The following is a 19235-nucleotide window of genomic DNA, read 5'->3' as shown; positions in this document are numbered from 1 at the left end:
GAACCGGGGGCAAATCCCGGAAGAATGAGGCGAAAAGGCAAGAGGCGGAGCAGATGACCCAGCATTCCCATATCCCCGTGACAGGCAGTCCCGCGCATCCTGGCGGCAGAGGCCGGAGGCGGATGGGGCTGGTTCTCGCCTCCTGCGCGGCAATGGCGCTGGCAGGCTGCGTGAATAGCAGCAAATTCGACTGGGATCTGCGCGGCGGCCCCGGCGGCACGTCGGAAGAGGCGCGCCAGGCAACAGCCTCGCGCCCGGTGCCCGATGGCAATGGCGTGCTCTCCTATCCCGGCTACCAGATGGCCCAGGCGCGGCGCGGCGACACCGTCGCGAGCCTCTCCGCACGGCTCGGGATGAACTCGGCCGATGTGGCGCGCAACAATGCGCTGCAGGTCAATGATCCGCTGCGGGAAGGCGAGCTCTTGCTGCTGCCGGGCCGCGTCGCCGCCGCCCCGCAGCCGATGATCGCGACGGCGCCGGTCGATATCACAGCCGGCGCCAATGCGGCGCTGGACCGGGTGGAAAGCAGCGCCCTGCCGCCCCCCACCTCCTCCGCTCCGGTGGCAACGACCACGCCCGGCGGCGGCAAAGAGCCGACGCGCCATACGGTGAAACGCGGCGAGACCGCCTTCATCATCGCGCGCGCCTATAACATCTCGGCAAAATCGCTGGCGGAATGGAACGGGCTCGGCGCCGATATGGCGATCCGCGAGGGTCAGACGCTGATCATCCCGGTCGCGACCGGCGCCGCCCCGAACCCCGAGCCGAAACCCGCCGCGCCCGGCGCCGGCAGCGCCACCCCGGTGCCTCCCTCGGCCTCGAAACCGCTGCCCGATGAGAAGACGACGCCCACCGGCACCAAACCCGCCGGCACCCCGGATTCGCCCGATATGGGCACCAGCCGCACCGGCGCCTCGGCCTCGAAAATGGCGATGCCGGCCTCGGGCAGCATCATCAAAGGCTATGACAAGAAATCGAACCAGGGCATCAATATAGGCGCTGCTGCCGGCTCGGCGGTCAAGGCGGCCGATGGTGGCACCGTGGCTGCAATCACCCGCGACACCGATCAGGTGCAGATCGTGGTGATCCGGCATTCGGGCGGGCTGATGACGGTCTATGCCGGCGTCGACCAGCTGAAGGTGAAAAAAGGCGATTCCGTCAGCCGGGGCCAGCAGATCGGCGTGGTGCGCGCGGGCAGCCCCTCCTTCCTGCATTTCGAGGTCCGTAAGGGCGTCGACAGCCTGGATCCGATGCCTTACCTCCAGTGACGTCCCTCCTGCCCCCTTTCTGCATCGCAAGCGGAAGGGGGTGGCGCCTCGTCCGCCGCCGCTTTCAATCGGTGCAATCCCCGCGCATATTGACTTCCCCACCTGCCCCGGGCGGCGATCAACGGTTTGATCCATATGGGATTTTTCAGACCATCGGGAAGACCCCGCCGCGCCCCCGGCTTCCGGTCCGCAACTGTGCCAGACCGGCCGGGCTGCCTCGCAACAGGGCCAGAAAACACCTGAAGGCGGGACGGATCAGGCCTGCCGTCGCCAGACCGGAGCGCGCGGGAAAGCCTGCCCTTTCGCCGCCACTTTGGCGGGCAGACTGACGACCCGCGCCGGGAGATCGCGCAGGCACTGGCATAGGCCGAAGGCTGCTCGCAGACCTGCGCAAAGCTCGCTCCACCCACTCCTGCAATCGGGTTGCAGCCTTTGCCAGGAGCCGGCGGAGCGCCGTTGCGAGCAACAGACCCTGGTGCGCGGCCCGATTGCTCCGCTCTTTCTCACCGGACGCGGCCTTCCTGTTCAACCGGAACAAGGATTTGCCTTCCGGTTTTGGGAGCCCACGAAGCCACAGATCGCGCATTTAGGGCCATCGCAACGCAGGCCCTTCTGCGCTGTGCGACCATCACATAAAGGCCACACCACCGCCACCGGCCCCGAACCCCATGCCTCCGCTGTCCCGAAGCGGCGGCGAAACCAACAGCATAAGCTCCATAGATGGCGCGCGAGCTGCAAGGCCCCCTCAGGCATCGACGTCACCAAACTGTCCATTGTCCGGAGCCTGCATCGCGGCCATCGGCAACAGTCCCGGACCGGTGACGACAGGCTCGAACAGGAACCCTGCGCAGAACAGCCTGCCAATCAGCAACCTGGGCACCGGAAAGCCCGATGTCGCAGCCGCCCCCCGCATCCGGGCCTTCGAACACTGCCGCCGGAAGGTCCGCATCTTCTCCCCCATCGGGCTGGTCAGCGCCCGAACAGGAAAAGGTCAGGGGTAAGGCCGGGCAGATCGCCGGGAGCCAGCGCCAGCCAGCCCCTTCCCCGGGGAGCCCGGATATCGCCGTCAGGCACGTCGGACGGGACGGTCGTATCCCCCAGCCTTGCCTCTCCGCGCTTTCTACAAATCCTGCCGCGAAGGAGCCCGCGCAGATACCGCATCGCATCGCGGGATGCCGCATCCACCGCAACTGTCGCGGCATGCCGGGTTGCGCGGGTGAGGCCGCGCCCCTGCCGCTTCCCCTCCTGTCCCGGGTTCCCCACGCCTGCGCGAAGGGATGGGCAAGCTGTCCCGGCCGGGAAAGCAGCCCTCGTGACCTTTTCCTGCCCTGGCCAGTTCAGAAGGCCGTGTACCCAATCCGCTATCCGTGCCGGTTCGCGTCGCAGCCGCCCGATCCCTGCATCCCGCCCGCGTCGTCTTAAGCCGCCCCCGGTTTACGCTTCCGGGGACAGAGCGGCCGGTTACCCCTGCCCCTGCCCCTGCCCCTGCCCCTGCCAGGACCGTGCAGCCAGATAGCCGCGCACCGCCAGTGGCGGGGCCATCTCAAGCCCATGGTCGCGGCAAAAAACGGCCCGGGCAAGTCATGGAGGCAACAGCCAAAGCAAACAGAACGGCACCCGGAAACACCGGGCATCAAAGCCCGCCCCCCTTTCATCTGTCTCTTAAATATCCCCGCCGGAGGCTTCCGCCACCAGCCAGGGGCGCCCGCCGAAGACAAAGGCGGTCAGAGCGGTGTCACCAGCACCTTGTCGATCCTCAGCCCGTCAAGATCCATCACTTCGAAACCAAGCCCGGTGCCCCGGGCGGTTTGCAGCGCAAAGCGCTCACCAAGGCTCGCCATATGGCCCAGCTGATGCAGCACCAGCCCCGCCACCGTGTCATAATCGCCAGCCGCCTCGCGCGGCAGTTCCATGCGGTCGCAGAACTCATCCGCCGGCATCCAGCCCGCCACCAGCAGCGAGCCATCGGCGCGTTCAAAGACTGCGGGCTCGTTCTGATCGGCGGCGGCCTCGGCGCCGGTGATCGCCTCCAGCAGATCGCTCTGGGTGATGATCCCTTCGAAATCGCCATATTCATCATAGACCAGCGCCAGGTTCTCACCCGATTGCTGCAGCACCGCCACCACGTCCAGCGCCTCCATCCGGTCCGAGATCACCGGCACCTGGCGCAAAAGCCGGCGCAGATCGGCGGTCTCGCCCCGGCTGGCAGAGGTATAAAGATCGGCCACCCGCACCACGCCCAGCACATCCCCCGCACTGTCGGAAACCGGGATCCGGCTATGGCCGATCGCGCATACCCGCGCCGCAAGCTCGGCGGGCGGCAGATCGACCGGGATCGCCTCGACCGCCTGGCGCGGCGTCATCAGCGCGCGCACCGTACGATCCGAGAGGCGCATCACCCCGGAGATCATCACGCGTTCCTCGTCCTCCAGCACACCCCCCTGCTGCGCCTCGGTCAGCAGCACATTGACCTCTTCCTCGGTCACCCGGTTCTCACTCTCGCCATGCTGGCCAAGAAGGAGCAGCATCAGCCGGCCGGAGCGTTCCAGAAACCAGACCACCGGCGCCGCGATCACGGACAGGGTCGCCATCATCGGGGCGACTTTTGCCGCCACCGCTTCGGGATTGCGCAGCGCCACCTGTTTCGGGACCAGTTCGCCCACGATCAGCGAAACATAGGTGATCGCGATCACAGCGCCACCGACCCCGATGCGCGAGGCCCAGGCCTCGCTCATGCCGCCCTCGATCAGCGCCGCCGCGATGCGACCGCCCAGAGTATCCCCCGCCAGCGCGCCCGAAAGCACGCCGACGCCGGTGATGCCGATCTGCACCGTTGACAGAAACCGCCCCGGATTTTCAGACAGGCGCAGCGCCTGGGCCGCGCCGCGCGAGGTGACGGCCATGGATTTCAGGCGCGCCGGGCGTGAGGAGACCACCGCCAGTTCCGACATTGCAAAAACGCCGTTCAGCACGATCAGCGCCAGGATGACCAGGATTTCCGTCAGCATCGGGCCCGCCTTTCATTATGATCAATGACGGGCCCGCCAGGACTTCGGCCTTCGCTCATGCCTCCAGCCTCACGCCTTCGCGCGCCGCCAGATCGCAGAAGAATTGCCAGGCGACGCGGCCCGAACGCGAGCCCCGCGTCGCCTGCCACTCAATCGCCCCGGCGCGCAGGCGCTCGGGCGTGACAGTGACACCATGGGCGTCGCAATAGCCCTGGATCATGGCAAGATATTCGTCCTGGCTGCAGGGATGGAAGCCCAGCCAGAGCCCGAACCGGTCGGAAAGCGACACCTTTTCCTCGACCGCTTCGCCCGGATTGATCGCCGAGGAGCGTTCATTCTCGATCATATCGCGCGGCATCAGGTGGCGACGGTTCGAAGTGGCGTAGAAAAGCACATTTTCGGGCCGGCCCGAGATACCGCCATCCAGCACCGCTTTCAGCGATTTGTAATGCTGATCGTCATGGCTGAAGGAGAGATCGTCACAGAACAGCAAAAACCGCTGCTCCGGCGCGGCGCGCAGATGCGACAGCAGCCGGGCGACCGTGGGCAGATCCTCGCGTGCCAGTTCGACGATCTTGAGGCTAAGCCCTTCCGCCAGGATCTGCGCATGGGCGGCCTTGACGAGGCTCGATTTCCCCATTCCCCGCGCGCCCCACAAAAGCGCGTTATTCGCCGGCAGGCCGCGCGCGAAATGGCGGGTGTTTTCCAAGAGCGTATCGCGCGCGCGGTCAACGCCGACCAAAAGCGAGATATCCACGCGGGAGACATGGGGCACGGGCTCAAGCCGCTCGGGTCCGGTGGCCCAGACAAAAGCCTCGGCCGCGCTGAAATCGGGATCCGGCACCGGCGGCGGCGCCATGCGTTCCAGCGCGCTCGCGATACGCGCCAGTTCGGGGCGCGCCAGCCCGGCATTCGTCAGATCAGTCATGCTTCGTCCGCGTCCTCATCCCAGGTGCCATTGGCGCGTGCCTCGGCTTCCTGTTTCTTCTCAAACCGGCGCACGAGGAAGATCGAGATCTCATAAAGCGGATAGACGGCGGCGAAAAGAATGATCTGTGACATGAAATCCGGTGGCGTCACCACGGCGGCGACGATCAGGATGATCACGATGGCATAGCGGCGCACACCGGCAAGCCCCCTGGCGGTGACGAGCCCGGCCCGCCCCATCAGCGTAAGCAGCACCGGCAGCTGGAAGCACAGGCCGAAGGCCAGCACGAAGCTGGTGGTCAGCGCCAGATAGCTTTCCATCGAGCCCTGGAAGACCACGCCCACTGCGCGATTCGCCTCCTCGGCGACTTTGGCTGTGCCGGTCGCGACCTGGCTGGCGCCCTGGGTGACGGCGCCGGTGACGCTGTCCACCACCGGCTCGACCCCGGCCCCCATCCCCTGCTGGAATGAGAGGAAGAAGTTGAAGGCAATCGGCAGCACGACATAGTAGGAAAACGCCGCGCCAATGATGAACATCACCGGGCTGGCGACCAGAAAGGGCAAAAACGCCTGTTTTTCATTGCGGTAAAGGCCAGGCGCCACAAAGCGCCACATCTGGTAGCCGATGATCGGGAAGGACAGCGCGATGCCGCCGATCACCGAGATCCGGATGGCGACAAAGAAGCCCTCCTGCAGTTTGATCAGCACCAGACCGCAATCCTGCTGCCGGGACGCCAGCGCGTCACAGATCGGGCGGGTCAGGAAGTTGAAGATCGGATTCCAGACCGTGAAGCAGATCACCATCGCGACAAGGAAAGCCGCCAGCGACCACAGGATGCGGTTTCGCAGTTCGATCAGATGTTCGATCAGCGGAGCCGAGCTTTCATCAATATCGCTGCTCATGCCTGATCCCCGGTCTTATCCTGTGCGGTCTTCTTCGCCGGCGCGCGCCGTTTCGCGGCGGGTTTTGCCGCTTCGGGTTTTGCCGCCGTTTTGTCGGCCGCTTTGCGGGTCGCGGGCTTTGCCGCCGGCTTCGCCTCAGCTTTCGCGGTCTCGGCTTTGGCGGTCTCGGCTTTCGGCGCTGCCGGTTTGCGTTTTGCGGCCGGCTTCGCAGCCTCCGGTTTCGCTGCGTCAAGCGGCGTGCTGGTGACCGCCGGCGCGATGACCGTCGCGGGCGCATCCTCAAAGGCGCTCGCGGTGCTTTGCGCCGGGGGCTGCGTTTTGCGCAAGCGCGCGGCGGCCTCGCGGGCAATCGCCTCGCGCTCGGCCCGTTTCATCGCCAGATCGGTCGTATGCGGCCCGCGCGCCGGGCCTGCCGGTTCAGAGATTGCGGGCGCATTCGGATCGGGAATCGCGCTTTCGCCCGCCGGGGAGCCCATCGGGGAAGCCTCGGTCGCAACGGCCGATCCAAGCCCCGCCGCAGCTGCGGCAGCGGGCTGCACCGCGCCGCCGACGGCTGCGGTTGTCGCCGCCGTGCTGCCCCGCGCGGTCTTGAGCGGATCCCATTTCTCGAATTTATCCGCCGCCGATTTCACCGCATCCAGCCCCATGCTTTTCGGGCTGGCCACCTTGCGCAGATCATTGGCCACATCCTGAACGCCGCTTTCCTTTGCGGCATCCTCCATCGCGCGCGAGAATTCCCGCGCCATGGATCTGAGTTTCGCCGTGAACCGCCCCAAAGTGCGGAACATCTCGGGCAGGTCTTTCGGGCCGATGATGACAAGCGCCACCACGCCAATGACCAGAAGCTCGGACCAACCGACTTCCATCCGCGCCTCTCCTTAAGCTGCTTGTCTTCCACGAGGCCCGGGAACCGGGCTGCCCCGCCCCCTCCGCCCCACCCGATAGCGGTGGGCGAAAGGGCCGGGCCCCATCGCGGTTCAGACCTTGTCTTTCGCCGCGGTCTCGGCCGGGGTCACGTCTTTGGCGACATCGGCGCGCTCTTTCTCGATCTCGGCGGTGCCATCGCTCACGCCTTTCTTGAAGGCGGTGATGCCCTTGCCGACCTCGCCCATCAGCGAGGAGACCTTGCCCTTGCCGAAAAGCACAAGGACAACGACGGCGATCAGCAGGATGCCGGGAAGGCCGATATTCTGAAGCATGGAAATCTCCATCCAAACGGGGCCCCGATCTCATGGCACGGGGCGTGATTCACGCGTTCGTGGTCTGAACGGCCACGATCTTCCGCAAGGCTAGGGCCAATTGGAGGGTGGATAAAAGGGCCATTCCGCTTGCGTGAAATGGTCTACTGACAGTATTTTGTCAGTTGCCCTCCCCCTCCGGTTGCGGGGAACCAGGCGGAACCAGCCCCGGAACCATCACCGGAACCAGCCAGGGGGAAACAACCAGGTGAAACCAGGCCGATGAAACGCGATGCCCGCCTTTACGACCTCGTGCAGATCCTGCGCGACGGCAAGCTGCATACCGCCGAAGAGCTGGCGGCCAGCCTTGGCGTCTCGACCCGCACGGTCTGGCGCGACATGGCGATGATGGCCGCGACCGGCCTGCCGGTGACCGGCGAGCGCGGCCTGGGCTATATCCTGCGCTCGCCCTTGATGCTGCCGCCGACCGTGCTGACGCCGGACGAGCTGGAGGCGCTGGCCAGCGGGCTCAGACATGTCGAAGCGCATGATCCCGCTTTGTCACGGGCGGCCCGCACCCTGCTTTACAAGATCTCGACACTGTTGCCCCAGGCGGGGATCGACCCGGAAGAGGGCTGATCACATCGTCAGATTGATCGCCCCGCCATCGACCAGGATATTCTGCCCGATGATGAAACCGGCATGGGCCGAGCAGAGAAAGGCGCAGGCGGCGCCGAATTCCGCCGCCGTGCCATAACGTCCGGCCGGGATCGAGGCCTCGCGCATCCGCTTTGCCTCTTCGACCGTTTTGCCGGTTTTTGCCGAGACGCCCTGGTCCAGTGCCACGGCGCGGTCGGTGGCATGGATGCCGGGCAGAAGGTTGTTGATCGCAACGCCCTTCCCCGCCACCTGGCGCGCCGTGCCGGCGACAAATCCGGTCAGCCCGGTGCGCGCGGTGTTCGAAAGCCCCAACACGTCGATCGGCGCCTTTACCGAGCCGGAGGTGATATTGACCACCCGGCCCCAGCCGCGTGCCATCATCCCCGGAACCAGCGCCTGCATCAGCGCGATGGGGGTCAGCATATTGCCGTCAATGGCGCGGAGGAAATCCTCGCGCGTCCAGTCGGTCCAGACACCCGGAGGCGGGCCGCCGGCATTGGTCACCAGGATATCCACCGCGCCGGCCGCCTGCAGCACCCGCGCCCGGGCAGCCTCATCGGTGATATCGGCAACCACCGGCGTCACCCTGACGCCGTATCGCGCCGCCAGATCTCCGGCGGTCGCGGCCAGCGCCTCTTCGCCGCGCGCGCAGATCACCAGATCGACACCGGCCTGCGCCAGAGCCTCGGCACAGCCACGCCCCAGCCCCTTTGACGCCGCCGTGACCAGAGCGGTCCTGCCCCTGATGCCCAGATCCATGTCGCTTCCTTTCGCGGTTTTCCGCCGCCAGCCTGGCAATGGTCCAGGCCGGTTGCAAGCCCCCGTTGCAGCGGGGCAGGCATGGTCTGCCTGAGGGAGTTCCGGCCCCGACCACCGGCCCGCGCCGGGGGTTAACTGCTTCCATAATCGCCGCTTTCGTGCCAGCCCGTATTTGACCCCGCCCCGGCCCGACTGATATACAGCAGTGCAATAACCAGTCGGAAAGACCTCTCTCCCATACTGGCCCTTCATACTGGCGAAGACCATAATCGGCCCGGTCCTGTCCGGCCAGCCTTCTCTCACCGGCTGCAAAGCCGGCATCGTTTCGGGAAATATCCAGCACAATGACCGCCCCCCTCAACCAAGGCAGAGATCCCGCAGCCGCCTTGCCGGCGGCGGCTGGAGCGCCCCCCGGTCATGCCTGCCAGGTCTTCGCAGCGAGCGATATTTTCGTCTCTTCGGGTGTCAACAGCGGCGACGGGCTTGGCCTGCCCGATGAGGTGGAAAGCGGCGATATCTACCAGCTGGAACCCGACGCGCGGGCCGCGCGGCTTTTGCTCATTCATGCGCCTGGCGGGGCGCCTGGCGGGGCAGACGATGGGGCGCAGCAGGTTGCGACCGGCTCGGCGGTGGGTCAGCCGGGCGATACGGTGCGGCTGATTGCGCGCTATACGCTGATGGCCGATGACGGCGACCGGGTGGAGCTGTTGCTGATTCAGGTGGGGGGCGAACTCTGGGCGCTGCCGCTTTCGCCGATCTCGGACCGGGCGGAATATGCGCTGCTGGCGGTCGAGGTCTCGCCCCGCAATGCGCGCCTTGCCGAGATGATGAGCCTTTCCTTCGCGCGCGGCACCCGCATCTCGCTGGCCAGCGGCCAGATGGTCGCGATCGAAACGCTGGAGCCGGGGATGAAACTCCTGACCCGCGATCACGGCCCGCAAGAGCTGCGCCATATCGGCCGGGCCAGCCTGCGCGCGGTGGGCGCCTTTGCGCCGGTGGTGATCCTGGCCGGCACTTTGGGGAATTCCGGCGACCTGATCGTCAGCCAGCATCACCGCATGTTCCTGTATCAGCGCCGCAAACTGGCGGGGCTGGCGACATCGGAACTTCTGGTCCAGGCCCGCCATCTGGTTGATGAGGAACATGTTTTCATCCGGGAGGGCGGCGTGACCGACTGGTTCAGCCTGATCTTCGACCATCACGAGATCATCTATGCCGAAGGAATCCCGGTCGAAAGCCTGATGGTCAATGATGCGACCATCTCGCGTCTGCCGCCGCAATTCGCCTCAGAGGTACGGGCGCAATTCCCCGGCCTTGCGCAGGTGCAGCATTTCGGCACCGAGGCGGGGCGGCAATTCCTCGACTCCATTGGCGGGCCGACCCATTGGCGGGGCAAAGGCAGCAAGCGAGGCTGAACTGCCTTGCCTGCCGGGTGCCGGATGGCAAAGGCCGCCAGACCGGGGACAGCGGGCAATCAGGGCAAAAGCGACAGCCAGCCGCCGGCCTCGGGCAGCGATCCGGGATCAAGCTTCTCCTGCATCCCGCTGCTTTCCGTGCCGATATTCCACATCAGCGCGCTGTCCGGCACCGGAATATCGGTGCCAACCATCGGATCCATGATCGCGGTCACGATGCCCTGGAATGTCAGCCGCCCCTCCTCCATCACCGCGATCAGCGACGAGCTGGCCCCCGGCGAGGCATCGCAGGTGAAATAGATCAGCCCATTGCGGGGGCGCGTCTTGCGCTGCTCGCAGCCCTGCCACGAGAATCCCCAGCCGTTTTCATCGTCGAACCGGCCGTCATAGCCGATCACCCAGACCGGCCCGGCCGGGTTTTGCCGTTCAGACCAGGGCATCGAGCCGCGCGGTGCGCCGGCTCCCCAGGCGAAATCCGGCATGATCTGGTCCGAGACGTTCTCGCTCAGCCGGTAAGCCACCCAATCCTGCACCCAGGGCATGCCGGCACCCGAGCGGGTGAAATTCACCGGATTGGGCTCCAGCGCGACCCTTTCACGCGCGAAGGTCAGTTCGCGGGCCATTTCTGCACCGCCATCCGCGGAATTCCCGTCATGGATGTAAGAGGCGTTGGGCAGAAAGACCGCCCCGGCAGCGGGGTCGCAATGCACCTCTCCCGGCGCCCTGCCGGTCAGCAGATGCAGCGAGGTCACCGCGTAATCCTGGCCCTCGACCGTGACCAGCACCGCATTCGAGCCCCAGCCGCACTCCCCGATCTCGATCCAGCCGATGCGGTTCGCTGCCGTCAGGATCTCGCGCTCGGGCGCGGTCAGGCTGTCTTGCGGCTTCGCCCGCAGCACCGACAGCGCCTCGCGGTCGCCATTATCGGTGAACCAGGCCGCCAAAGCCGGCGGCGCTGCGACGAGACCCTGAAGAACACCCAAGAGAACAACCAGAAAACGCATCACCCGGATCCTTGATACCTGCCGCCCCAAAACCGACCCGAGGCAAGCATGCAGGCCCGGCTTTGTCCAGCCGGCAAGGGAAGGCTGCCAAAGCCGGGTGGTTTCGGCGCAGCCCATGCTCTGCACGATAGACGGCGGCACCGGCGCGCGCTAAAAGCCCGGCCATGCTCGATAACGCCCCCACCCTTCCGCCCGAAATCGCCCGCCGCCGGACCTTCGCGATCATCGCGCATCCGGATGCCGGCAAAACCACGCTTACAGAAAAGTTCCTGCTGTTCGGGGGCGCGATCCAGATGGCGGGCCAGGTCCGCGCCAAGGGCGAGGCGCGGCGCACCCGCTCGGATTTTCTCAAGATGGAGCAGGACCGGGGCATTTCGGTTTCCGCCTCGGCGATGTCGTTTGAATATCGCGAGTTCCGCTACAATCTGGTCGATACGCCCGGCCACTCGGATTTCTCGGAAGACACCTATCGCACCCTGACGGCGGTGGATGCCGCGATCATGGTGATCGACGGCGCGAAAGGCGTGGAAAGCCAGACACGCAAGCTGTTCGAGGTCTGCCGGCTGCGCGATCTGCCGATCCTGACCTTTTGCAACAAGATGGACCGCGAGGCGCGCGACACTTTCGAGATCATCGACGAAATCCAGGAAAACCTGGCGATAGATGTCAGCCCGGCCTCCTGGCCCATTGGCTCGGGGCGCGACTTCCTGGGCGCCTATGATCTTCTGAATGACCGGCTTGAGCTGATGGACCGCGCCGACCGCAACAAGGTGGCGGAATCGGTCAAGCTGAACGGGCTGGATGATCCGCGCCTTGCCGATCACATTCCCGAGGGTCAGCTGGCGAAACTGCGCGAGGAAGTCGCAATGGCGCGCGAACTGCTGCCGGCTTTCGACCGCGAGGCGTTTTTGCACGGTGCCATGACGCCGATCTGGTTCGGCTCGGCGATCAACTCTTTCGGCGTCAAAGAGCTGATGGAGGGCATCGGCACTTACGGCCCCGAGCCGCAGCCGCAAAAGGCCGTCGAGCGTGAGGTCGGCGCGGAAGAGCCGAAGGTCACCGGCTTCGTCTTCAAGGTCCAGGCCAATATGGACCCGAAACACCGTGACCGGGTGGCCTTCGTGCGCCTCGCCTCGGGCCATTTCGAGCGCGGCATGAAACTGACGCATGTGCGCTCTAAAAAACTGATGGCGGTGACCAACCCGGTGCTGTTCCTGGCCGCTGACCGCGAACTGGCCGATGAGGCCTGGGCCGGCGACATTATCGGCATCCCGAATCACGGCCAGCTGAGGATCGGCGATGCGCTGACCGAGGGCGAGACGCTGCGCTTCACCGGCATCCCCTCTTTCGCGCCGGAACTCCTGCAAAACATCCGCGCCACCGACCCGATGAAGGCCAAGCACCTGGAAAAGGCGCTGATGCAATTCGCCGAAGAGGGCGCGGCCCGCGTCTTCAAGCCCGCCATCGGCTCTGGCTTCATCGTAGGCGTCGTGGGCGCGCTGCAATTCGACGTGCTCGCCTCGCGGATCGGTCTGGAATATTCGATCCCGGTGCGGTTCGAGCCGTCGCAGTTCACCTCGGCCCGCTGGATTTCCGGCGACAAGGCCGGGATCGAAAAGATGGTGAACGTCAACAAGCAGCATATCGCCACCGATAATGACGGTGCACTGGTTTTCCTGACCCGGCTGCAATGGGATATTGACCGGGTGCTGCGCGATTATCCGGGGCTGAATCTGACCGCGACCAGGGAAGTAGCACTCTGACCCCCACTCGCCCGTGGCGTGCAAATTCAGGGGGTTACCGCCCCTCTTGCACGTCACGGGCGCAGTTTCGTCAAAATTTGACACAATTTCGTCCCACCCGCGCCCGGCATCGCAGGCCAATATAAGGAGACCGAACCCACCTCCTTCGTTATTTCCGAGTAACCGATGTCCGATTATGTTGTTTACGTCTACACGGCCGATATGTTCACCTATACGACCGCATCCGGCCAGACATTCAGCGGCCTCCCGGCCGAGGCCAGCGGCGGCGTTTCTGCGGTCAATGTGACGGCAGCGAACCCGATCACGGTCAGGCTGCTGGAGGGCGCGCGCCCCATCGCGATCACCATCCGCGACACTGATACCGGCAACGTCCGGGTCAACAACCAGAACTGGGTGAACAGCAACCTGCGTTTCGACGAGGTTTCGACCAGCCAGCATATTCTGGGCGGCAGCTACCATCCCGGCTCCAGCATCAACGCGGCCTATACCTATACCGGCGCCACCGCCTGGAATGGCGAACCGCTGAGCCTTGTGACCTACCGGCTTGGCGGCAACGGGCCCGATACCGGCCCGGTGCAGGGCGTCATGGTCAGCCAGGGCCTGGTTCCGGGCACATCCTACAAATTCACCGGCACCTATACGACACAGTCAGCCCCGGGCCCCTACCCGCATTATTACGATCCGACCGATCCGCCGGCGCCCTGCTTCACCTCGGGCACCCTGCTTGCCACCGAACACGGACAGCGCCGGATCGAGGATCTGCAGATCGGTGATACGGTGCTGACGATGGATCACGGCAGCCGCCGCATCGAATGGATCGCCTGCCGCCAGGTTGACAGCGCTACCTTGCTGCGCAAGCCGTCGCTTGCCCCGATCCGCATCCGCGCCGGAGCGCTTGGCGGCGGGCTGCCGACCGAAGACCTGATCGTTTCGCCGCAACACCGTGTGCTGGTGCGCTCGCGTCTCGCGATACGGATGTTTGACGGGCATGAGGTGCTGGTGGCCGCGAAACACCTCGTAGGGATCCCCGGGATCGAAGTGGTCACCGATGGCGCGCCGGTCACTTACTGGCACCTGCTGCTCGACCAGCATGAAGTGGTGTTCTCGAATGGTGCGCCGACCGAGACGCTCTTTACCGGCCCCGAAGCGATGCGCGCCATGAGCGCCGGGCAGCGTGAAGAGATCCTCACCCTCTTCCCCGACTGCATCGAACGGGCCCTTGCCGCTCCGGCCCGCCAGCTGGCCAATGGCCGGCGCTCGCGCAGCATGGTGCGCCGCACCATCGCACATAATCTGCAATTGCTGGAACATACGCTCTGAAAGCAGTGCACCGTGGTCGCGCCAGCGGTGCAATTGCGTGACGCTTTGCCCTGAATACAGGCCATCACAGGAGCAATCATTGACCCGCTGCGTAAATTTCGATATGCGCGCGCTGATACCCGCAATCCGGCGGGTTGACCGATGGGGCGCCTGAGAACCTGCGTCCCGCCCCACTCGCGGCCGATCCTGAATGATCCGCACCGCCACCACTGGACGCATATGACCAAATTTTCCGACCTCGCCCTTGATCCCCGGGTTCTGCAAGCTGTTTCCGAAGCCGGGTATGAGACGCCTACGCCGATCCAGGCCGAAGCCATCCCCGAGGCCCTGAAGGGGCGTGACGTGCTGGGGATCGCCCAGACCGGCACCGGCAAGACCGCCAGCTTCACGCTGCCGATGATCACGCTGCTGGGTCAGGGCCGGGCGCGGGCGCGGATGCCGCGCAGCCTTGTTCTGGCGCCGACGCGCGAGCTTGCCGCTCAGGTGGCCGAGAATTTCGACATCTATGCCAAACACACCAAACTGACCAAAGCGCTCCTGATCGGGGGCGTCGCCTTTGGCGAACAGGACAAGCTGATCGACCGCGGTGTCGATGTGCTGATTGCAACTCCGGGCCGGCTTCTTGACCATTTCGAGCGCGGCAAGCTCTTGCTGACCGGCGTGCAGATCATGGTGGTCGACGAGGCCGACCGGATGCTCGACATGGGCTTCATCCCCGATATCGAACGCATCTTCCAGCTGACGCCCTTCACGCGCCAGACCATGTTCTACTCGGCCACCATGGCCCCCGAGATCGAGCGGATCACCAATACTTTCCTGACCGCTCCGGCCCGGATCGAGGTTGCCCGCCAGGCCACCACCAACACCAATATCGACCAGAAACTGGTCTTCTTCACGCCGTCACGCAAAGACCGCTCCTTTACCGAGAAACGCGCCGTTCTGCGTGCGCTGATCGCCGCCGAGGGCGAGGCCTGCACCAATGGTATCGTCTTCTGCAACCGCAAGATGGATGTCGATGTCGTGGCGAAATCGCTGAAATCGCATGGTTTCAACGCAGCGCCGATCCATGGCGACCTCGATCAGTCGCAGCGGACCAAGACGCTGGATGCCTTCCGCGACGGCTCGCTGCATATCCTTGTGGCCTCGGATGTGGCGGCGCGCGGCCTTGATATTCCGGCCGTCAGCCATGTGTTCAATTTCGACGTGCCCGGCCATCCCGAGGATTACGTTCACCGCATCGGCCGGACCGGCCGCGCCGGCCGCCATGGCCGCGCCTTCACCCTCGCGACGCCCTCCGATGCCAAGCAACTGGCGGCGGTGGAAAGCCTCGTGAAACAGGAAGTCCCGCGCGTCGGATTGCCCGAAGGGCTGGATCTCGAAAGCGCCGGCTCCTCGCGCACGCGCAGCGAACCGCGTGGCGAGCGCCCCGAGCGTGGCGAGCGGTCGCGTGGCGGCAAGGGACGCGAACGCTCCCGCGGCGGGCGCGAGCGCGCCCAGGACGAAGATCGCAGCCAGCCCTCCCTGACCGAGGCCGCGCCGAAGGCGCAGCCCGAGCGCAGCGAGGCCCCCCGGAAAGAGGCCTCCCAGAAAGAGGCCTCCGCCAAGGAAACCTCCCCGCGCGAAGGCAGCGCCCGCAGCCATTCCCATGGCGAAAACCGGCGTGACCAGGCCCCGCGCGACGGCAATCGTGAAAACAGCCGCGACACTGCCGGCCGCGATTCCGGGTCTCGTGATCCGGGGGCTCGCGACTCTGGCTCCCGTGATGCCGGCACACGCGACTCTTCCGGCCGTGAAGCGGGCAGCCGCTATTCCGACCGCCGCAATGACCGCCGCGACCGCCGCGATGACGGCCCCGCCGTCATCGGCATGGGGGACCATGTTCCTGATTTCCTCCTGCGCAGCTTCCGGATCACCACACGCCCGGTCGCCGACGACAATGCCACCGAGGAAGGCAGCGCAGAGGATACCCCCGCACCGGAAGCCAGCCTGCCCGTGCACGAAAGCGCGCCGGCTCTGGTGACCACGGCCGACGGCACCGAAGACTGACGGCTGAACCCGTCAGCATGAATGATTGTTCTGCCGCCAAGCCGGCAGAACACCACCTGCGGCGCATTCTGTAAGGTCAGTCAGGTGCGGCGAGCCTCCCTGGGGCAAGAGGCGGCAGTTCAGCGACGGACTGCCAGCCATATCCCAAAGGCACTGCACAGGCCCCGTCACAGTAAATTGGCCCCGCCACAGTCAGTGACTGTGCTACTGCCAGCCTCCGACCAGCCTGACCAGCCCGACCGAATTCTCGCCCCGAATTAACCGAGGCCAGGCGGGCCATTGACCTCCCCTGACCAGAAATACAGGACGCAGCCCGTCACGCAATCGCTGTTCCCCAGGCCCGTCCAGAGGCCCGCCCAGACCGGGCGGCCAGCAAAAAACCCACGGCCCGGAATGAAGCGCTGCCGCACGGCCGCAGGCCGTGCCCCCCGCTCCCCATGCGAGGCCGGGCCTCTGGCCCGGTTCCGCGTGGAGAGAAACCGCCGCACTCAGCCGCAGCCAGTTCCGGCTGCGCTTATTCGGGCAACAGCCGCGAGACCACCACTGTCACTTCCGGTTTCTTGCCGATCTCTTCGACCGCGACCTGGCGGATGATCCGGCGGATGTCATCCTCGACCTTGTCGTCATTTTTCAAAACCTTGCGACCGGCGCGGCCCATCCAGTCGTCAAGCTCTGCCTCCATGGTCCCGGCAAGCTCGCGCCCGCCCTTGCCGATCGGCGTCAGCCCCATAATCTCGACCCAGGGCTCGCCCAAAGGCTCCCCGGCCTCGTCAAGGATCACGGTGGCCAGAACATGCCCGTTCAGCGCCATGCGGATCCGGTTGCGGATCACCCCGTCCAGCGCCCCGATCAGCACAGTTCCATCCAGGTAAAGCCGCCCGGTCTCGATATATTCGACAACTTTGGGGTGTTCGCCGGTCAGATCGACCATCATCCCGTTCACCGCCACCTGAGTGGCAATGCCACCCTCAGATCCGATCCGCGCATGTTCGGTCAGATGCCGGTGCTCGCCATGCATCGGGATCAGCATATCCGGCAGCAACAGCCGGTGCACATGTTCCAGATCCGGCCGGTTCGCATGGCCAGAAACATGGTAAAGCCCGCCGGCATCATCCACCACCCGCACGCCCATTTCCGAATAGGCGTTCCAGATCTTGTAGACGTCTTTCTCATTCCCCGGGATCGTGCGCGAAGAAAACAGGAAGGTATCGCCGCGTTTCAGCTCATGGCCCAGATAACGCCCGCGCGACAAAGCCGCCGCCGCCGCCCGCCGCTCGCCCTGGCTGCCGGTGACCAGCAGCATCAGATTGCGGCGCGGCACTTCCAGCGCATCCTCTGTCGAGACGACGCGCGGGAAAGAGGCAAGCACCCCGGTCTCCTGCGCGACCGAAAGCATCCGCTTCATCGAGCGCCCCATGACGCAGATGGTGCGATCCGCCGCCACAGCGGCCTCGGCCAAAGTCTTCAGCCGCGCCACGTTCGAGCCAAAGGTCGTCGCGACAAACATGCCCTCCGACGCCTTTATCAGCCCGGTCAGCGGTTCCGCCAGGGTCGCCTCGGACCGGCCCGGATGGGTCGAGAACACATTCGTGGAATCGCACATCAGCGCCTTCACGGGCGCCTCATCGGCCACCCCTTGCCAGAGCGCATCATCCCAGGCCTCCCCCACCACGGGCGAGCGGTCGAGCTTGAAATCCCCGGAATGCACGATCCGCCCCGCAGGCGTGTCGATGATCAAAGCCGCCGATTCCGGGATCGAATGCGAAAGCGGCACGAATTGCACCCTGAACGGCCCCGCCTCGACCACATCGGGCCGCGCCCCCACCGTCACAATCGCATCGGTCGGATGGCCCAGCTCATCCAGTTTCAGCCGGCCAATCGCCGAGGTGAACTTCCGCGCATAGACCTTCGCCTTCAGCTTTGGCCAAAGATGCCCAAGCGCGCCGATATGGTCTTCATGGGCATGGGTGATGAAAATCGCCTCAAGCCGCCCCACCCGCTCTTCCAGCCAGGTGATGTCGGGCATGATCACCTCGACCCCCGGCGCCCCGTCCATATCAGGGAAAGTCACCCCCATATCGACAAGGATCAGCCTCTCCTTCCCGGGGGCGCCATAGCCATAGACATAGGCATTCATCCCGATTTCGCCGGCACCACCCAGCGGAAGGTAGATCAGCCGTTCACTCTTCATGCGTTTTCCTTGTTGTAGTCATGGATCAGGACAAGGCCATGCATGGTCAGATCATCCTCGATCGATTCGAATATTTCTGTGTCCTGGGCGAAGAGCGACGCAAGGCCGCCGGTGCCGATCACCTTCATCGGGCGATCCCTCTCCTGACGGATCGCGCGCACGATGCCTTCGACAAGGCCGATATAGCCCCAATACACGCCCGATTGCATACAGGCTACCGTATTCGTGCCAATCGCCTGCTGGGGGCGCGTCACATCGACATGCGGCAGCGCCGCCGCCGCCATATGCAGTGCCTCAAGCGACAGGTTCACCCCGGGCGCAATCACGCCGCCAATATAGGCGCCATCGATATCGACCACGTCAAAGGTGGTGGCGGTGCCGAAATCGACCACGATCAGATTGCCGCCATGGCGGTCAAAGGCACCGGCGGTATTGACCAGCCGGTCCGGCCCCACGGTGGTGCCCTGATCGACGCGCGGCTGATGCGGCAACAGGCATTCGGGCTTTCCCACCACCAGCGGGCGGCAATCGAAATAGCGGTTCGACAGCACCCTGAGATTGAACACCACCCTTGGCACGGTGGATGAGATGATCACCTCGGCGATCCTCACCTCAAGCCGGTTCAGTAGCATCAGCGAGGAAAGCCAGACGTAATATTCATCCGCCGTCCGCCTGTGATCGGTGGCGATGCGCCAGGTGGCGATGAACCGCGCCCCATCCGCAGCGCTGTCATCCCAGATCGCAAAGACAGTATTGGTATTGCCGCAGTCGATGGCGAGAAGCATCGGCTCCC

16 protein-coding genes are annotated in these 19235 nt (G+C 65.1%); 6 read left to right on the top strand and 10 right to left on the bottom strand.

Annotation, left to right across the window (positions count from 1 at the left end; genetic code table 11):
• Positions 1 to 122: 122 nt before the first annotated feature.
• Positions 123 to 1268 carry a LysM peptidoglycan-binding domain-containing protein gene (locus tag DRF71_RS01885; protein WP_112308924.1) on the top strand — a complete coding sequence of 382 codons (1146 nt, stop codon included), beginning with the start codon at positions 123 to 125 and terminating at the stop codon, positions 1266 to 1268.
• A 745-nt stretch (positions 1269 to 2013) separates the two neighbouring features.
• Here DRF71_RS01885 and DRF71_RS01880 read toward each other — a convergent pair.
• The 6 genes from DRF71_RS01880 to DRF71_RS01850 form a co-directional block, all read right to left on the bottom strand.
• A complete protein-coding gene (locus DRF71_RS01880; RefSeq protein ID WP_112308923.1) occupies positions 2014 to 2229 on the bottom strand; it encodes a hypothetical protein in 216 nt (71 codons plus the stop codon).
• A 763-nt stretch (positions 2230 to 2992) separates the two neighbouring features.
• The gene (locus DRF71_RS01870; protein WP_112308921.1) at positions 2993 to 4276 is read right to left on the bottom strand and encodes a hemolysin family protein; all 1284 of its coding nucleotides are present in this window, start codon (positions 4274 to 4276) and stop codon (positions 2993 to 2995) included.
• A gap of 55 nt (positions 4277 to 4331) precedes the next feature.
• Entirely contained in the window at positions 4332 to 5204 is an 873-nt protein-coding gene (locus tag DRF71_RS01865) for an ATP-binding protein (protein ID WP_408634511.1), read from the bottom strand.
• Positions 5201 to 6106: a twin-arginine translocase subunit TatC gene (tatC, locus tag DRF71_RS01860; protein ID WP_112308920.1), complete on the bottom strand. Its 906-nt coding sequence runs from the start codon at positions 6104 to 6106 to the stop codon at positions 5201 to 5203. The genes DRF71_RS01865 and tatC overlap by 4 nt, the downstream gene beginning before the upstream one ends.
• The gene (gene tatB / locus DRF71_RS29290) at positions 6103 to 6972 is read right to left on the bottom strand and encodes a Sec-independent protein translocase protein TatB (protein ID WP_198672037.1); all 870 of its coding nucleotides are present in this window, start codon (positions 6970 to 6972) and stop codon (positions 6103 to 6105) included. Before tatB ends, tatC begins: the two co-directional genes overlap by 4 nt.
• A gap of 111 nt (positions 6973 to 7083) precedes the next feature.
• Positions 7084 to 7305, bottom strand: a complete 222-nt coding sequence (locus DRF71_RS01850; RefSeq protein WP_112309918.1) for a twin-arginine translocase TatA/TatE family subunit — start codon at positions 7303 to 7305, stop codon at positions 7084 to 7086.
• Positions 7306 to 7566: 261 nt separating this feature from the next.
• Between DRF71_RS01850 and DRF71_RS01845 the strand changes: the two genes are divergently transcribed.
• Positions 7567 to 7923: a helix-turn-helix transcriptional regulator gene (locus DRF71_RS01845; protein WP_112308919.1), complete on the top strand. Its 357-nt coding sequence runs from the start codon at positions 7567 to 7569 to the stop codon at positions 7921 to 7923.
• Here the strand turns inward: DRF71_RS01845 and DRF71_RS01840 are convergent, their stop codons facing one another.
• A complete protein-coding gene (locus tag DRF71_RS01840) occupies positions 7924 to 8703 on the bottom strand; it encodes an SDR family oxidoreductase (protein ID WP_112308918.1) in 780 nt (259 codons plus the stop codon).
• Positions 8704 to 9047: 344 nt separating this feature from the next.
• On the opposite strand from DRF71_RS01840, the gene DRF71_RS01835 reads away from it, so the two are divergent.
• Positions 9048 to 10118 carry a Hint domain-containing protein gene (locus tag DRF71_RS01835; RefSeq protein WP_112308917.1) on the top strand — a complete coding sequence of 357 codons (1071 nt, stop codon included), beginning with the start codon at positions 9048 to 9050 and terminating at the stop codon, positions 10116 to 10118.
• Positions 10119 to 10177: 59 nt separating this feature from the next.
• Here DRF71_RS01835 and DRF71_RS01830 read toward each other — a convergent pair whose 3' ends face one another.
• Positions 10178 to 11122 (bottom strand): hypothetical protein, encoded by a 945-nt coding sequence (locus DRF71_RS01830; protein WP_157970873.1) that lies wholly within the window; start codon positions 11120 to 11122, stop codon positions 10178 to 10180.
• A 164-nt stretch (positions 11123 to 11286) separates the two neighbouring features.
• On the opposite strand from DRF71_RS01830, the gene DRF71_RS01825 reads away from it, so the two are divergent.
• The 3 genes from DRF71_RS01825 (at position 11287) to DRF71_RS01815 (ending at position 16251) form a co-directional block, all read left to right on the top strand.
• A complete protein-coding gene (locus tag DRF71_RS01825; protein WP_112308915.1) occupies positions 11287 to 12885 on the top strand; it encodes a peptide chain release factor 3 in 1599 nt (532 codons plus the stop codon).
• Positions 12886 to 13050: 165 nt separating this feature from the next.
• A complete protein-coding gene (locus DRF71_RS28335; RefSeq protein ID WP_232831247.1) occupies positions 13051 to 14205 on the top strand; it encodes a Hint domain-containing protein in 1155 nt (384 codons plus the stop codon).
• A gap of 219 nt (positions 14206 to 14424) precedes the next feature.
• Positions 14425 to 16251, top strand: coding sequence for a DEAD/DEAH box helicase (locus DRF71_RS01815; protein ID WP_112309916.1), 1827 nt, complete (start codon positions 14425 to 14427; stop codon positions 16249 to 16251).
• Between the two features lie 514 nt (positions 16252 to 16765).
• Here the strand turns inward: DRF71_RS01815 and DRF71_RS01810 are convergent.
• Both DRF71_RS01810 and DRF71_RS01805 read right to left on the bottom strand, forming a co-directional pair.
• The gene (locus DRF71_RS01810) at positions 16766 to 18442 is read right to left on the bottom strand and encodes a ribonuclease J (RefSeq protein WP_112308914.1); all 1677 of its coding nucleotides are present in this window, start codon (positions 18440 to 18442) and stop codon (positions 16766 to 16768) included.
• Positions 18439 to 19227, bottom strand: a complete 789-nt coding sequence (locus DRF71_RS01805; protein ID WP_112308913.1) for a type III pantothenate kinase — start codon at positions 19225 to 19227, stop codon at positions 18439 to 18441. The genes DRF71_RS01810 and DRF71_RS01805 overlap by 4 nt, the downstream gene beginning before the upstream one ends.
• Positions 19228 to 19235: the final 8 nt, after the last annotated feature.

This window comes from Pseudogemmobacter bohemicus (genome assembly GCF_003290025.1).
Lineage (GTDB): Bacteria > Pseudomonadota > Alphaproteobacteria > Rhodobacterales > Rhodobacteraceae > Pseudogemmobacter > Pseudogemmobacter bohemicus.
The sequence above is the reverse complement of the archived record's forward strand: the minus strand, read 5'-3'. Positions and strand labels throughout refer to the sequence as shown.

Bases quoted from the DNA above. Each gene is read 5' to 3' on its own strand.
- DRF71_RS01885 (WP_112308924.1), top strand. From the start codon at position 123: ATGGGGCTGGTTCTCGCCTCCTGCGCGGCAATGGCGCTGGCAGGCTGC.
- DRF71_RS01880 (WP_112308923.1), bottom strand. From the start codon at position 2,229: ATGGGGGAGAAGATGCGGACCTTCCGGCGGCAGTGTTCGAAGGCCCGG.
- DRF71_RS01870 (WP_112308921.1), bottom strand. From the start codon at position 4,276: ATGCTGACGGAAATCCTGGTCATCCTGGCGCTGATCGTGCTGAACGGC.
- DRF71_RS01865 (WP_408634511.1), bottom strand. From the start codon at position 5,204: ATGACTGATCTGACGAATGCCGGGCTGGCGCGCCCCGAACTGGCGCGT.
- tatC (WP_112308920.1), bottom strand. From the start codon at position 6,106: ATGAGCAGCGATATTGATGAAAGCTCGGCTCCGCTGATCGAACATCTG.
- tatB (WP_198672037.1), bottom strand. From the start codon at position 6,972: ATGGAAGTCGGTTGGTCCGAGCTTCTGGTCATTGGCGTGGTGGCGCTT.
- DRF71_RS01850 (WP_112309918.1), bottom strand. From the start codon at position 7,305: ATGCTTCAGAATATCGGCCTTCCCGGCATCCTGCTGATCGCCGTCGTT.
- DRF71_RS01845 (WP_112308919.1), top strand. From the start codon at position 7,567: ATGAAACGCGATGCCCGCCTTTACGACCTCGTGCAGATCCTGCGCGAC.
- DRF71_RS01840 (WP_112308918.1), bottom strand. From the start codon at position 8,703: ATGGATCTGGGCATCAGGGGCAGGACCGCTCTGGTCACGGCGGCGTCA.
- DRF71_RS01835 (WP_112308917.1), top strand. From the start codon at position 9,048: ATGACCGCCCCCCTCAACCAAGGCAGAGATCCCGCAGCCGCCTTGCCG.
- DRF71_RS01830 (WP_157970873.1), bottom strand. From the start codon at position 11,122: ATGCGTTTTCTGGTTGTTCTCTTGGGTGTTCTTCAGGGTCTCGTCGCA.
- DRF71_RS01825 (WP_112308915.1), top strand. From the start codon at position 11,287: ATGCTCGATAACGCCCCCACCCTTCCGCCCGAAATCGCCCGCCGCCGG.
- DRF71_RS28335 (WP_232831247.1), top strand. From the start codon at position 13,051: ATGTCCGATTATGTTGTTTACGTCTACACGGCCGATATGTTCACCTAT.
- DRF71_RS01815 (WP_112309916.1), top strand. From the start codon at position 14,425: ATGACCAAATTTTCCGACCTCGCCCTTGATCCCCGGGTTCTGCAAGCT.
- DRF71_RS01810 (WP_112308914.1), bottom strand. From the start codon at position 18,442: ATGAAGAGTGAACGGCTGATCTACCTTCCGCTGGGTGGTGCCGGCGAA.
- DRF71_RS01805 (WP_112308913.1), bottom strand. From the start codon at position 19,227: ATGCTTCTCGCCATCGACTGCGGCAATACCAATACTGTCTTTGCGATC.